Annotated in this window: 13 protein-coding genes and 2 pseudogenes; 8 read left to right on the forward strand and 7 right to left on the reverse strand. The window is 66.8% G+C overall.

Features of this window, described 5'->3' with window-relative positions; translation table 11 throughout:
• Nucleotides 1-304: 304 nt before the first annotated feature.
• The gene (locus tag O1Q96_RS26300) at nt 305-1,423 is read right to left on the reverse strand and encodes an ArsR/SmtB family transcription factor (RefSeq protein ID WP_269250491.1); all 1,119 of its coding nucleotides are present in this window, start codon (nt 1,421-1,423) and stop codon (nt 305-307) included.
• A 366-nt stretch (nt 1,424-1,789) separates the two neighbouring features.
• Between O1Q96_RS26300 and O1Q96_RS26305 the strand changes: the two genes are divergently transcribed.
• From O1Q96_RS26305 to O1Q96_RS26315, 3 genes and pseudogenes are all read left to right on the forward strand, one after another.
• Entirely contained in the window at nt 1,790-2,695 is a 906-nt protein-coding gene (locus tag O1Q96_RS26305) for a hypothetical protein (protein ID WP_269250492.1), read from the forward strand.
• Nucleotides 2,696-2,782: 87 nt separating this feature from the next.
• The gene (locus tag O1Q96_RS26310) at nt 2,783-3,262 is read left to right on the forward strand and encodes a hypothetical protein (RefSeq protein ID WP_269250493.1); all 480 of its coding nucleotides are present in this window, start codon (nt 2,783-2,785) and stop codon (nt 3,260-3,262) included.
• A 314-nt stretch (nt 3,263-3,576) separates the two neighbouring features.
• Nucleotides 3,577-3,977: pseudogene (locus tag O1Q96_RS26315) on the forward strand (transposase); the annotation flags it as partial.
• Nucleotides 3,978-4,055: 78 nt separating this feature from the next.
• On the opposite strand, the gene O1Q96_RS26320 reads toward O1Q96_RS26315, so the two are convergent.
• Entirely contained in the window at nt 4,056-4,556 is a 501-nt protein-coding gene (locus tag O1Q96_RS26320) for a hypothetical protein (protein WP_269250494.1), read from the reverse strand.
• 976 nt (nt 4,557-5,532) lie between these two features.
• Nucleotides 5,533-7,218 carry an eCIS core domain-containing protein gene (locus O1Q96_RS26325; protein WP_269250495.1) on the reverse strand — a complete coding sequence of 562 codons (1,686 nt, stop codon included), beginning with the start codon at nt 7,216-7,218 and terminating at the stop codon, nt 5,533-5,535.
• Between the two features lie 271 nt (nt 7,219-7,489).
• Here O1Q96_RS26325 and O1Q96_RS26330 point away from each other — a divergent pair, with 271 nt between their 5' ends.
• Nucleotides 7,490-7,687 (forward strand): hypothetical protein, encoded by a 198-nt coding sequence (locus O1Q96_RS26330; RefSeq protein WP_269250496.1) that lies wholly within the window; start codon nt 7,490-7,492, stop codon nt 7,685-7,687.
• A 447-nt stretch (nt 7,688-8,134) separates the two neighbouring features.
• On the opposite strand, the gene O1Q96_RS26335 is transcribed toward O1Q96_RS26330, so the two are convergent.
• Nucleotides 8,135-8,569, reverse strand: a complete 435-nt coding sequence (locus O1Q96_RS26335) for an SRPBCC family protein (protein WP_269250497.1) — start codon at nt 8,567-8,569, stop codon at nt 8,135-8,137.
• Nucleotides 8,570-9,493: 924 nt separating this feature from the next.
• Between O1Q96_RS26335 and O1Q96_RS26345 the strand changes: the two genes are divergently transcribed.
• Entirely contained in the window at nt 9,494-10,327 is an 834-nt protein-coding gene (locus O1Q96_RS26345) for a PIG-L family deacetylase (RefSeq protein WP_269253727.1), read from the forward strand.
• Nucleotides 10,328-10,621: 294 nt separating this feature from the next.
• Here O1Q96_RS26345 and O1Q96_RS26350 read toward each other — a convergent pair whose 3' ends face one another.
• Nucleotides 10,622-10,807, reverse strand: a complete 186-nt coding sequence (locus O1Q96_RS26350) for a DUF1737 domain-containing protein (RefSeq protein ID WP_269250498.1) — start codon at nt 10,805-10,807, stop codon at nt 10,622-10,624.
• A 53-nt stretch (nt 10,808-10,860) separates the two neighbouring features.
• Between O1Q96_RS26350 and O1Q96_RS26355 the strand changes: the two genes are divergently transcribed.
• On the forward strand, nt 10,861-11,238 hold the full coding sequence (locus O1Q96_RS26355) for a nuclear transport factor 2 family protein (RefSeq protein WP_269250499.1): 378 nt from the start codon (nt 10,861-10,863) through the stop codon (nt 11,236-11,238).
• 337 nt (nt 11,239-11,575) lie between these two features.
• Here O1Q96_RS26355 and O1Q96_RS26360 read toward each other — a convergent pair whose 3' ends face one another.
• Complete coding sequence (locus O1Q96_RS26360) at nt 11,576-12,073, reverse strand: SRPBCC family protein (RefSeq protein WP_269250500.1); 498 nt, start codon at nt 12,071-12,073, stop codon at nt 11,576-11,578.
• Nucleotides 12,070-12,438, reverse strand: coding sequence for an ArsR/SmtB family transcription factor (locus O1Q96_RS26365; protein ID WP_269250501.1), 369 nt, complete (start codon nt 12,436-12,438; stop codon nt 12,070-12,072). The genes O1Q96_RS26360 and O1Q96_RS26365 overlap by 4 nt, the downstream gene beginning before the upstream one ends.
• 210 nt (nt 12,439-12,648) lie before the next feature.
• On the opposite strand from O1Q96_RS26365, the pseudogene O1Q96_RS26370 reads away from it, so the two are divergent.
• Together O1Q96_RS26370 and O1Q96_RS26375 are read left to right on the forward strand one after the other, a co-directional pair.
• A pseudogene (locus tag O1Q96_RS26370) lies at nt 12,649-12,774 on the forward strand (hypothetical protein); the annotation flags it as partial.
• Between the two features lie 29 nt (nt 12,775-12,803).
• Nucleotides 12,804-13,112 carry a Rossmann-fold NAD(P)-binding domain-containing protein gene (locus O1Q96_RS26375; protein WP_269250502.1) on the forward strand — a complete coding sequence of 103 codons (309 nt, stop codon included), beginning with the start codon at nt 12,804-12,806 and terminating at the stop codon, nt 13,110-13,112.
• The last annotated feature ends 125 nt before the right edge of the window (nt 13,113-13,237 follow it).

Here is a 13,237-nt window from a genome sequence, read left to right on the forward strand (position 1 = left end):
TTTTCCAGGTTGCGCAGGTGGTAGGCGGCCCGTGCCCTTGCTGCGCAGCCCGACCATCGTGCCGATCTCCGTCAGAGTGGGGCCTTCCCCGCGGTCCGCGATCGTCTGCCGGCTGCAGCGCAGGATCTGTTCCTCCCGCTCGGTCAGGTGCGCAAACCGCCGGTTCACCACTGCGCATCCCTGCTCAGAGCATGGGCCTGAGTGCGCAGTTGCGCACGCGCGGCCGGCGCGCTGCCCGGGCCCTGCCAGTGCTCTTCTCCCTTCACCGCCACGAGCACTTCGAAGCCCAAGGTTGAAGATCAAGCTAGCGGCTGGGGCCTTCCTGCCGCTGTTCCGTTTCAGCCCGTCGAGGTGGGTGTGCCCCGGTCCGTCGAGCGGCTTCCGGCTGTGTGCCCGCTGTGCGATACATCGGTTGTGCGCGGACCGGCGCAGGTGCGCGGTGGGCGTTGAGGAGTTCCGCGCCAAGTGGGGAGAGCGAGTGCCGCACGGTGTTTCCGTGCCTGCTGGTGGAGATCAGTCCGGCCTGGCGCAGCACGGTGGCATGCTGGCTGGCCGATGCCGGGGAAATGTCCGCGCGACGGGCCAACTCACCGGTGGTGCAGGCGTGAACGAGTAGATGCATGACCGTCGCTCGGGTACGGCCCAGCAGCGCTGTCAGAGTGCGGGGCACCCGTCTGTCCCGGGCGGTGCTGCCCGCCGCCCAGCCCGGACTACGCACGACGGGATACACCAGCACGGGAGTTGTGCCGGGGCTCTTGAGCGTGATGGGAATGCCGAAGCAGAAGAACGACGGCAGGAGCACCAGCCCGCTGCCGTTGAGGAAGAGGTCCTGGTCCACGGGGTAGGGGAGTTCCAGTATGGGCGGCCGCCAGCGGGTCTGCGGGTGCAGTTGGGTGAGCAGCCGCGCGACGCCTCCCGTGGACAGGTCGTGCAGGCGGGTGGCCCGGTCGGCCTCGACCTGGGCGTGTATGGGGCGCCAGTAGGGTGCCAGCGTGATCCGGTGATAGCGCCGGACGGCCTCTCCCAGGGTCCGGAGAACGGAGAGATCGCCGTCGGCCAGTGCTCCCAGCCACACGGATGGCGCGCGCCGGGGAGCCAGGTCGCCGAGGTCCGCGCGCAGTCGGGTCCGTGGGGTGGCGAGCAGGATGTCGATGGCTTCATCCAGGCCGGAGGTGCCCACCGTGGGGGTGAGGAAGTCCGCCGAGTAGCCGACGGGCGGCGCCAGTTCGCACAGCATGCGTGACAGGTCTGCCGTACTCCCGAGGAGTCTGCCGCGGGCCGTGTCGCGCCAGAGGCCGAATTCCTTGGTGCCGGGCCGCTTCTGTAACGCGTGCAGGCTCAGCAGCACCTCCCACAGTACGTCCGGCTCGGTGGCCAGGCGTGTGTTGCCCATGTCCTCGGTGGTGAAGTGGATGCGCAGCACGGTGTTCCCCCGATTCCTGGAACCCGCCCGCTCGGGACGGGTGGCTGGCCGATGCCCTGACGTCCGGTCTGGGCGTTTAGTGCGTCCGATGTGTCGGCGCATGGTCGCGACGTGCCACTTTCGAAGAGCGCTGAAAGTCTTGGCGCGTTCACTCATGGATCAACCACGCTGTCGGCATGAGCCCGGTCGCATCGGATGCCGGCCCGCCGGGAGCTGCCGGCCCTGTCCGCCGCTCGACCACGAGGGCTGCCGCGCGGCGAACCGCTTCGCACTCGTCCTCCCCACTTCCTGGTCAGCCTCTACCGCCGCCGCCCCTGCGTCTCACCCCGGCCCGCTCCTCGTTCACACCCAACGCGAGAGGACGTCATGCGCAAGGCCGTGATCAGCCTGCTTCTTGTGTCGGCCGTCGTCACCGGCTGTGGCAGCGCCCAGCACACCCCGACGACAATGGGACCTCCGTCGACCGGAGAGTTCCGGCAGCTGACGGATGCCGAGCAGTTGCGGATCTCGGACGCACAGCAAGTGCTGATGGGTGCGTGCATGAGACGCCAGGGCTTCGAGTTCTGGGAGGTCGAGCGGCTCAGCCTGGCGGAGAGCCGCACGCTCGGCTATGTGCTGGACGATGTCGCCTGGGCCCGCACGTACGGGTACGGCAGCCGCATCGATGCCAGGGATTCCGCCGCCCGGGCCTCCAACCCCAACCTCGCCTACCGCAAGGGCCTGTCCGAGCAGCGGCGCGATGCCTACGACGAGGCGCTGGACGAGGGCATCGACGCGCCGGAGACCTCCGTCGAGATCCCCGGTGGCGGCACGTTGAGCAGGCAGATGGGCGGCTGCGTGGCCGAGGCCGAGAAGCAGCTGTACGGGGATCCCCGGGAATGGTTCCGTGCGGAGAAGATCGCCGGGCATCTGCGGTCGCTCTACGTTCCCCGGGTGCTGGCCGACCGGCGGTTCGTGGCGGCGCAGACCGCCTGGTCGCGGTGCATGAAGCGGGCGGGTTACGCCTTCAGCGACCCGGGTGACGCCCGTCAGGCGGCGGTCGCGCGGTCCGGACGGGTGGCTGAACCCAAGGTCTTCGCGGCCGAGCGGAAGCTCGCCGTGGCCGACGCCACCTGCGCCCGGGACGCCGACCTCCGCTCCATCGGTGAAGAGCGGGAGAGCCACTACATCGCCCAACTGCGCGACCGCTACGGCGAAGCCCTCGACACGTACGCCCGGCTCCAGGGCCAGGCGCTCGACCGCGCCAAGAAGATAGTCGGCCCTCGAACCTGACGGCCCATCCCCTCCACCGCCCATCCCCTCCACGGCCCGTCCGTGGAACCGCATGCCTCCCCGGAGGCGGACATCAAGGAGTACGTCATGCGCAGACCAGCCACAGCCGCCGTCGTCATCGCCCTGGCATCCCTCGGACTCATCGCACCGGCCACGTCTGCCACGGCGGCGCCACAGGACTACCGCTGTCAGGAGAAGTGGCCGGGCCGTGACGGCTACGTGAGGGCTTGGCAGCACTACGGCTGTGACGAGGGGTTCATGGGCGAGACAACGGGAGACGATCGCTCCTGGAGCGATGGCGAAGGTGCATTCAGGGGCCTGGACCACACCATCGCGTCCTCAGTGATGAACAGCGGCTTCATCGGAGGCAAGGACGTCGTCGCCTTCTACGCCGAGAAGGACTACGCGTACGAGAAGGGCTACGTCTGCCTCGCCCCGGGGGAGAAGTGGGCCGACAACCTCACGGACAACTACTTCTACGGCACGGGGACGGTCGTGAACGACCGCATCAGGTCCCACCGGTGGGTCAACGCCTCCGGCTGCGCGGCGGGCAGCTGGCTCACCTGACCTGACCGGCTCCGGACCGGCACACAGAGAAGAGGACGTGATGCGCAAGGCAGTGTTCGGTGTGTTCGTCGTAGTGGCGGCAGTGTTCGCGGTGGCACCGCCTGCGGGCGCCGAACAGGCGGAGACCGTCGCCTGCTGTGGTCCGCTACCGCCCGGTCATCCGTAAAGGGTCGTCTTCTTCAGCTTGATGCCGTACGAGGGCCCGTCGGTTCACCGACGGGCCCTTCCCGCATCGTTCCGCCGCCCCGCTCCCGGCCGCGCCTGGCAGGAACTGTCATGTCCGAGGAACCCATGGTCCGTGAACTCCGCCGGGTGTGGCTCCGCTTGATGAGTCGTGGGCGGTGATCGAGCCGCTGCCGGCTACGCCGCGGATGAGCCGCCCGGTCCGGGATCTTCGTCAGCTGGTCAACGGGGTCTTGTGGAAACTGTTTATCGGGCCGCCTGGCCCGTTCTGCCGGAGCGGTACGGGCCGTGGAACACAGCCCACGAACGCTTCAGGCGCTGGTCGGCCGACTGCACCTGGGACCGTCTGCCGGCTCGTGTCCAACAGCATTGCGATGCCGTCGGCGCCGTCGACTGGACCCTCGCGTGCGTGGACTCCACAACGGTACGGCCCACCAGCACGCGGCCGGGGCCCGAAGCGGCGCCGGCCCGCATCCGCATCCAGCGGTGCGGGCCAGGCCGCCCTCGCACCCGTCCCACAGTCGTCACGGCATGAACGCGCCCGCCGCCACCGAGCCAGGTCACCATCGGCTGCCTACGGCTCTGGCTACCCTGACACGGCGGACACGGTCTAGTACCAGGCGGTCTCGGCCAGTCGCTGGTTGTTGCAGAACAGCACGGCCTTGCTCAGACGGCCGTTGAGGTTGTTGATCACCTTGGAGTAGGCGTAGTCGATTCCGGGGTCGACCGTCTCGAGCACCCACACGATCGTGGAACCGTCGCGGTTACTGTGCGCAGCACAGCCCTGGGGCGCGTTCTCTATCCGGGCGAACGAGCCGCAGTTGGGGCTGTAGAAGTACTTGAGGGTGATGGTCCGCCCCGCGTAGACCGCCGTCTTCGTCGCCCCGCCGGGCACGTTGGGCTGGTAGTAACTTCCCGAGCAGGAGGTCTGCTCCGGGTACAGGCCCTCGTTGGGCAACGTGCCGTATGTCGCGCTCTGCATGGGGGCCGCCTGGGCCTGGAGCGGCGTCAGCGCCGCCAGGCCGAACGCGAGGGTGACGCCGAGCAGCGCGCGCCGCCACCCGCGCCGAGCTGCACCCCGGGCGATCTCCCTGTTGCCTCTTAAGATCACGTCAGTCTTCCTTTCGGAGGTCAAGGTCCTACAGGTGTCACCGGACCGTCTCCAAGGCTGGTCACCGATATCGCGAGCCGCAATGTCTTTCGGCGCGCGCCGAAAGAGGCAGGTGGGAGACAGGGGAACCAATCTGGTCAATTCCAGTCCGCGATCTCCCCGCTGAACGTACGGATCGCGGACTGGGGCGTGCTCGGGTTCATGGCCGACCGGCACAGGTTCGAGCGGGAACGCGGCAGCTTGTCCTACGAGGAACCCTCGTCACGGGCCGCGACCTTCCTGCACACCGCACTGCTGCTGCGCCCCTCCACCGACTACAGCCTCGTCATCGGCTGGGCCTGCAACAGCCAGTACATGCTCGTCTCCGGCCGCTCGGCCACTCCAGGCCACGGAAGACGCACTGTACGAACTCGCTCAGGCGGTCCGCGGCCACGAAGCCGACCTGCGCACCATCGCGCAGCACTGGAAGCTTGGCGCACCGCATGACGCTTCGTCCCGGGACCGGAACGCCGATATGCCGCTCAGCCCACCCGTCGCGAGGAAACGAGGAGGTGCAACCGATTCCTGGACCTGATCAGCCTCTGGGACGGGTTCACCGGGACCTCACCGCCATCGTCCCTGCCCTCACGTGCCGCCTCCGCAGGAGGACAAGCGGCCTGCCGTCGCAATGAGGATCGCGGTACCGCGTTGGCGGGTGAACCCAGGTGGGCTTGCCGCGAGAGCGGCCGTGGCCGACGTCTCCGATGAGGAAGCAAGGTCCGCGAAGAGCAAGGGGTGCCGGTCTGGCCGACCGCGCCTGCATCGGCACCCTACGCACGGCCGGCACCCCAACACCGCCGCTGCGGTCCACACCAACTCCCGGACCCCGAGACGCCCGCTCGCGCTGTGCGGCCGCAGATGATCACGAACCGGACATCACGCAACTGTCCCAAAAGCCTGGCGGCGGGCACCGCTCCAGAGGAGCGGTGACGTCTCCTCAGCCGCGCAAAGTGATGGTGAGCTTGGCACCGAGCAGACTTGTGTTGGAACCGGCCCAGAGCTCATGCCAGGTTTGTTGCGACTGCTGACCGTACATCCTGAAGTACCAGAGAGGGTCGTTCTTGCTTTTGGTGTCCATACTGTCTTCGTGCTGTTCCCGGGCGTAATTCTCCATGGTGATATAGTCGCCGCCACTGACAGCGACAACGCCGCCGAAATGATAGTCCATGAATTCGCCGCCCCTGCCCGCCTTTTGGGCATCCTGCCGGATCTTGTTCTGCTCTTCGTTCGGCGTTGCCGTAACGACCATTGCGTCGTTCACCCTGGGGATAGCGGCATGCTCATTGGCTTCCAGCTCCGCGAGGACGCTCTCCGCCTTTTTGGGATTATCTCTGACCAACTTCTGGAACCTGTCGCTCATCTTGAAGGTCACTTGATTGAATTCCTCGATGTCGCCTGATCCCACGGCTTTATCGAATCGGCCGAGCCACTTCTTCTTCCCCTCCATGCGATGCAGGAATTTCTCAACCGTCGTCCAGTACGGCTTGTCGATCTGATACTTCATGCCGCTTCGTCCTGTGACGAATTCAACCATTTCGTTGCAGCGCTGCGGCGTGCCGACTTCCAGCCCCTTGGGCTTCCGTGCGTTCTTCTCTTCCTTGACCTCCGGCTCTACCTCCCAGAGAGTCCTTCTGTCGCCAGAGCCTTCAAATACCAGGGACCTGCCGGTCTTCGAGAGGGTGATGTGCCCCTTGAGTCGTTGATTGGACTCGCCTATTTGCGAATCGGATGCGAAAAAGCTCTTCGGTTCGACCCCTCCGCCGGCGTACGGTGCCGCTAGCTCGAAGGAGTCCGACACGGCAAGTGGGACCGCCCCCGCGTACACCAGGTGAGGTTTGGGAGGCGCTTCCTTGGAGCGCTCGTCGAACCAACTCCCGCTTTCGTTGGTGTCCTGGGAAACAAAGAACCCGTCCGAGTCCGGCTCCTTCTTGGGGTAATTAGCTTCTCCAGGGCGAATGACTTTGTATCTCTGTACTGCTGGACCATTCCCGTGGTGGTCTCCATCAGCACAGCCGTCCTGTGCGCCATGCACCGGTTGCCGCTCCCGCTCCATCGCCCCGGCAGTGGAGGCTCGCTGCACCGGAGGCGACCCGCTCATGACCTGATCGGCTTTCGCATCCGCGCGGCGTTCACCGTCGTCACTCGGGTGTGAGATCTGCACACCCGCGCCGTTGTCCTTGCCCGGTACAGAGCCCTGCTGTTGTTCCTCCCAGTGAGCCAGTTCGTGGGCCCAGGTGTGCGTGTTCATGTCGCCGCCGTCGACGATGTGGCGACCACTCACGAACGCCTTGGCATCCAGTACCGCCGCCGCCTCCCGTGCCACAGCGTCGTCGTGAACGACCACCCCGCTGAAGTCCGCTCCCCCGAAGCGGCCCTCCAGTTCACTCCGCAGACCGCTTTCCATCGGTTTACCCGGAGACGCGAGTGCCCGTTCGACGGCGGCCCGCTGGACCTGGGCATGTTGCAGGCCGGGGTCGCTCTCCTGCGGGCCGACTGAGCCCGAGGCGAAACGTTGCAGATGCCGGACCCACGCCCCCGTCAGCGGTGTCGCACCGGGCCGGGTGGAAGATCTGCCCCGCGCTTGATCCACCGCACCGGAACGGTCGTGATCGAAAGCGTGCACGGGACCTCCTGCTATTGCCAACGGCGCTGTGTCCCTACACAGTTATCACCGCCACAACGCACAGGGCATGCCCATAGGTGCACACCTTGGGGCACGATCGCACCGCCCCTCGGCCCGAGGGCACACCACCGTTCCGGAACATGAGGGCCGCCTGCACCGGGATGATGTCCCGGGGCGCGCCTCCCCGTACCGTCAGCGCAACGCGCCGGACAGGGCAACACCCGAGCAGGAAAGCTCAGTTCGCTCTCACGTATCGAAAGGGAGGTGGCAGATGTCTGACAAGCCGCCGCGCGAGGCAGCAGAGGCGTTCCACGGGGAAGCCGAGGAAAGCCCTGCCCAGGCGCCCGCAAACCGCAGGATCGCGCGAACCGCACCTGAGAGCGCCATGCTCGCCCGTCTGGCACATCTCCAGCGCACGGCGGGGAACGCTGCCGTCGTGCAGCTCCTGACGCCGCCGGCCACGGGCTAGCGCCGCAGGAGGAGCACCTCCGTCCAACCTGATCATGAACCTGCGCGCCGCGATCGTAGGGCCGAGTGCTCTCCTGCAGACGCTCCGCGGGGTGCGTGCACGTCGTGGTGGGGGTGGCCCGGCCGTTCTTTGACCCGGCGGCTGCCCTGGGCCCGGTAGGTTTCGGCGCGGGGCCGGCCGGACCGCTTGTGGGCGGATGTGCCGAAAGTCGCGGTGGACTCAGGCGCAGGTGAGCCAACGGGGATGCCGGGTGGAATCGAAACCGAAGAATGCCACGCAGCGGGAACGGCGAGGCGTCCACAAGAACCGTCCAGGACCTGGAGAAGGACACCCGAATCGGGAACACCGCTCGGAACAGCGGCCCCAAGCCCGACGTCCGGACGAATCCCCCGCACGAAATTCCAGAACGCCCGGCAACTTGGCTGACCACATTTCCGATACGCGAGACTAACGCTCGGCGTACCGAGCCAGAGCGCCCACGACGTCACGCATGCTTCGGTCGAGGTACCACTCCCATAGCCGATTCAGAATGGGATGCCTGGGCGTGAAGGTGGCCCGCCACCGGATGTCGGTTCCCTCATCCGGCAGGGGTGTGAGGGAGATGTCTGCCCGGTACTCACGCATACCCACGAGCTGGAGCGCGGCGTAACTCATACCCCGGTCCGGGACGACGTCCACGATCTCGATGTCGGTCCGGATCCTCCCCTTCCGCAGCGCCCAAACGGTGCCGGTTCCTGCCGGTCCCTGTCGCTCAGACGACGGAGAGATCGCTTCGACCGATTCAAAAGGCTGCCATCGCGTCCAGGTCGGTATGTCCACTAACAGCCGCTGGATCGTCGAGGGCGCGGCGCTCGACCGCGCACTCACGTCGTAACTCGGCATATGGTTTCCTCAATTCAGCTCGGTGATATGCGGCGAGACAGGCTCGAAGGCCCGGGACAGCGGCTCTCCCGCGTCGGAGACGATATCGCCGGCCCATGCGAGGACTTGCAGGTCCTCAGCGAAATGCTCGGTACCGGTCGCTCCAGCCGCACGCGGCTGAGACATGGAGGTTGGCCGGGCTGGACTCCAGGTTCCAGGCCGTCGCCCCCGGGTGGGCGAGCAAGCCGAACCATGTCACCGACACCGCCTGCTCTCGACGACCCACCAGTCCGCCACCTGCGCGCCCGGGGTAGCCAGGCCAGTACCGAGTCCGCCGGATTCACCCCGGGCCCCGGCACCCGCCGTACCCCGGGCCTGCGCCGCGCAGAACTCGACGACTGGCCCGCCGAGCAACGCGGCCTCGCCCGCCACCCGTTCCTCCACCCCGCCGCCCGCACCGTCTTCACCGACGAACCGGCACCCCTGACCACCTGGTCGCAAATGGTGCTGTCCTCCCCGTTCAGGGCGGCTCGGAGACCTTCAACAAGCCAACGAACGTAGCCACGACGTGAGGCGGAGGAATCTGGAGGCCGTAGCCTCATGCGGGCACTGGAACGCGAGACCCTGCACCTGAGTGGGTTGGGTCGAGATTCTGCCGAAATCTCACAGTCGGTGCCGGTTTGCAGCAGATCTGATGTGATGCTTCGACGTCCAGGTCGCCCGTGCCTCGTTGCGTTTGAAACACCGACGTCGAGGGGTTCAAACGGTCGCATCGGGAACAGCTCGTGGGGCCGGTGCGGTTACATCGATCGTGGGAGCGGCGCCGCAGGGACGGGGAACACGGAGACCGCTGGGTCGTCCGCCCCGACCGGATCCGGGTCCCAGAGTTGCGGTATGCCCGCCGCGCATTTGGATCACGATGTATTTCTGCAGGAGGACTGTTTCATGACTGACCGGCCTTTGACGCTCATGGCAGTACACGCGCACCCCGACGACGAGGCGACCGGAACCGGAGGGGTCCTCGCGCGGTACGCGGCGGAGGGTATCCGGACGGTTCTCGTGACCTGTACCGACGGCGGTTGCGGTGACGGGCCGGGGGGTGCCAAGCCGGGCGATCCCGGGCACGATCCGGCGGCGGTCGCCTTGATGCGCCGTCAAGAACTCGAGGCTAGCTGTGATGCCCTGAAGGTCAGCGATCTGGAGATGCTGGACTATGCCGACTCCGGGATGATGGGCTGGCCCACCAACGACGCCCCCGGATCCTTCTGGCGGACTCCCGTGGAGGAGGGCGCGGCCCGACTTGCGGAACTCATGCGGCACTACCAGCCTGACGTGGTCGTCACCTACGACGAGAACGGCTTCTACGGCCACCCCGACCACATTCAGGCCCACCGCATCACGATGGCGGCGCTCGAGATGACCGCGCTGACACCGAAGGTGTACTGGACGACGATGCCCCGCTCGATGATGCAGCGGTTCGGCGAGATCATGCGCGAGTTCCATGAGGACATGCCGGAGCCGGATCCCGCAGAGGCCGCCGCGATGGCCGAGATCGGACTCCCTGACGATGAAATCACCACGTGGGTGGACACCACCGCGTTCAGCGGTCAGAAGTTCGATGCGCTGGCCGCGCACGCCAGTCAGGGCGAGAACATCTTCTTCCTCAAGATGGGCAAGGAGAGGTTCGGCGAGTTGATGGGGATGGAGACCTTCCTTCGTGTCAGGGACGCCACCGGCTCGGCCGTACCCGAGAAGGATCTCTTCGCCGGGCTGCGCTGATCGGTCCGGCCGGCTGGGGGCGCCCCGGGAAAGCTCATCGGCTGCACGGGGCGGTCGAGCGGATCACGTACCTGGAGGCCTGTCCACGCGCGTTCCGCTCCGGCCCACGCGTCGATGCCGTTGCCCGACGGCATCGACGCGTGCCCGTACCTTCCACCGGACCACGCTCTCGTCACCGAACCACCTGGCAACCTCGCAGGAGAAGTACCTACCTGCGAGCTCGCCGCTCTGCAGTGACGGAAGAACAGCTGAGGACGGCCGCTCCCCTTTGTGTCTTGCCGGCGTGGCGGGTGGCTAGGGCTGTGCCGGCCAGATCACCGCTTGGGCGATGATGACGTTCTCGCCGTCGAAGGTGAGGGCGGGGCCTTCGTGCAGTTGGTAGCCAAGGCCGAGCACTTCGCTGACACGGTGACAGAACGCGGCGCCGTCAGGGCCGGTCAGGACGCGGTAGACGGGCAGTCCCTCTGGTGGTGTGCTCATGAGGAGAAGGATCTCAGACTCCCCCGCCAGCCGAGAGCTGACAGGATGCAGGCATGGACTCTCTGAAGACCGCTGAGGCGTTGTGGAACCGCATACAGGCTCGGGACTGGACGGGGGTCGGCGAGTTGTTGGCCGGCGATGTGGTGGTGGAGTGGCCGATCAGCGGTGAGCGCATCGTGGGGCGTGAGAACTACGTGCGCGTCAATGCGGAGTATCCGCAGGGATGGACGATCAAGGTGCTGCGCATCCTGGTGGACGGGGATGAGGTGGTCTCTGAGGTGGAGGTGCCGCACGAGACGCTGGGGATCTTCCGGGTGGCAGCGTTCTGGACGGTCAACGAGGGGAGAATCGTCCGAGGCCGTGAGTACTGGACGGAGCTCGGATCGGAGCCCGCTCCAGAATGGCGAGCCGCCTACGTAGAGCGGATGTGACCCCACGACTGACGGGTGAGGCTCTTCCGGCTTCGCGCGTGCAGACCATTTGGGCTGTCGTGAGCCGGTGGTTGTGCACTCGTGCCGGCCGCGGGTGCTTGTACGGTGCAGAGGGCGTCTGTCAGCGTGCGAATTCGGTGTTGGTCACTACGAGCAGTGCCCGCAGGAGCGTCGCCGCGCAGCGGGCCGACAGTCGGAGTGTGGCCGACAGCGTCGTCACCGACGACACGCCGAGACGGCAGGCTGAGGACGCCCGTGGTTCCGGGCCGGGTGCGCCGGTGCGAGAGATCCGCCCACGCACCCCGGCACCCGGCCCGCCATGGATCGCCGTCGTACGTCAACCGGCGGCCAGCGCCTGGAAGTAGGCCCGCTGCGCGGGGTAGTAGTCGTCGAAACTCGGGGACTTGGCGCCGCTGCGAGCGGCGACGAGCATGTCGAGGTAGTACTCCCAACCCGGCCCGACCTCGCCGACGCCCCCCGTGGTCATCAGGTGGTGAATCAGCCGCAGCTCCGTCGTCCCGGACGATTCGGACAGCTGCAGCTCCATACGCCACTCCCCCGCTTCGTCGGACATGGAGACGGCAAGACGACTCGGCGCCTCACACGCGTCAATGCGCGCATCGGTCCACGGCGCTCCCTCCTCGAACGACATCCGGACCCGGATCGTGCGGCCCGGCCCCGCGTCGCCCTCCCACGGGCCGAACCAGCGGGCCGTACGCTCCGGTTCGGTGACACTCGCCCACACATCATCGATGGACGCCCGGAAGACCCGGGTGAGGATCAGGTCACTGCCCTGGGCAGTGGACACAAGCCGGGCACTCGACACTGGATTCACGCGGTGTCCTCTCTAGATTCGTTGTCCGATGCCGTACGGCGCACCGCACGCTCACGCCGGGTGCGGTGCACCTCCGTCTCCAGCGCGTCCAGCCGCTGATCCCAGCCGGACGGCCCGCGGATCATCGCGATCCACTCCGCGAGCCCCGCGAGAGGCTCCGGGCTGAGTTCGTACACCCGGTGCCTGCCCACCAACTCGTCGTGGACCAGACCGCACTCCCGCAACACCCGCAAATGGCGGCTGACCGCCGGGCGGCTCACCGTGAACCGCCCCGCGATCTCCCCCACCGTGAGCGCACCACTGCGCAGCATGAGAAGGATGTCCCTGCGCACAGGATCGGCAATCGCATGCGCCACATCATCCATACTCGGAAGTGTAACCCATCAGTTACGCGTTTCGACAGATGACGGACGCCCCCATCCCCGCGAAGCAGAACCTCGACCACGGACACAGGCGAGCACCGCACGGGCACGCCGGAACCTGAGCCCGGGGTGATACCTCTCCATGCGACGACTTGGCGAGAACGCGGGAGTCATCACCACGCATGAGAGCACCCCCTCCCCGAGGGCGGGTGGCGCGGGCGGAGAACCGCGGCGCGGCTCGCGCCTGTCTCCCGTCGGACCGAGTTCCATGAGCGCCTCGCGGGTCTACTACCCCGAGTAGCATCTTTTGCAGAGCTATGCAACAAATGCGAAGATTAGGGTAACAATTGAATCACTAGGAGAAACTAGTGACATCCAAGCAAGGTGGCTCGTCCGACAGGGAGTTCGTCGAGGCTTTGGTCGAACTACAAGCCGAAGCCTCGGTGCACGACCTGGTCCCGTGGTGCGCCCGTCACGACATCGACGTGGTGCCCATGTCCGCCGGGGCACTCATCACTGGATCGAGCGGGAAGTTCGCCGAAGCGTTCGGCGTCGCGCGACTCGAGAACCGCTCACGTCCCCAGACGCTGCCGGTTCCAGCGACGCTCTCGAACACCGCAAGGTCCGTCACCGTGCTGCCGATTCCCACGCCCGGAGCCCGCGACCGGAATTCGTGACCGGCTGCCGTGCCGCGTGTGTCCGGGCCTCCACTTCTGGAGGACCGATGACAAGCCCCACAACACCCCAGTACAGGCAGGACGTTCCGGCGACCGTATACGGCTATGTCTCAGCCCGCTCACAG

The organism is Streptomyces aurantiacus, from assembly GCF_027107535.1.
Lineage (GTDB): Bacteria > Actinomycetota > Actinomycetes > Streptomycetales > Streptomycetaceae > Streptomyces.

Bases quoted from the DNA above. Each gene is read 5' to 3' on its own strand.
- O1Q96_RS26305 (WP_269250492.1), top strand. From the start codon at position 1,790: ATGCGCAAGGCCGTGATCAGCCTGCTTCTTGTGTCGGCCGTCGTCACC.
- O1Q96_RS26355 (WP_269250499.1), top strand. From the start codon at position 10,861: ATGGACTCTCTGAAGACCGCTGAGGCGTTGTGGAACCGCATACAGGCT.
- O1Q96_RS26350 (WP_269250498.1), bottom strand. From the start codon at position 10,807: ATGAGCACACCACCAGAGGGACTGCCCGTCTACCGCGTCCTGACCGGC.
- O1Q96_RS26310 (WP_269250493.1), top strand. From the start codon at position 2,783: ATGCGCAGACCAGCCACAGCCGCCGTCGTCATCGCCCTGGCATCCCTC.
- O1Q96_RS26335 (WP_269250497.1), bottom strand. From the start codon at position 8,569: ATGCCGAGTTACGACGTGAGTGCGCGGTCGAGCGCCGCGCCCTCGACG.
- O1Q96_RS26345 (WP_269253727.1), top strand. From the start codon at position 9,494: ATGACTGACCGGCCTTTGACGCTCATGGCAGTACACGCGCACCCCGAC.
- O1Q96_RS26330 (WP_269250496.1), top strand. From the start codon at position 7,490: ATGTCTGACAAGCCGCCGCGCGAGGCAGCAGAGGCGTTCCACGGGGAA.
- O1Q96_RS26365 (WP_269250501.1), bottom strand. From the start codon at position 12,438: ATGGATGATGTGGCGCATGCGATTGCCGATCCTGTGCGCAGGGACATC.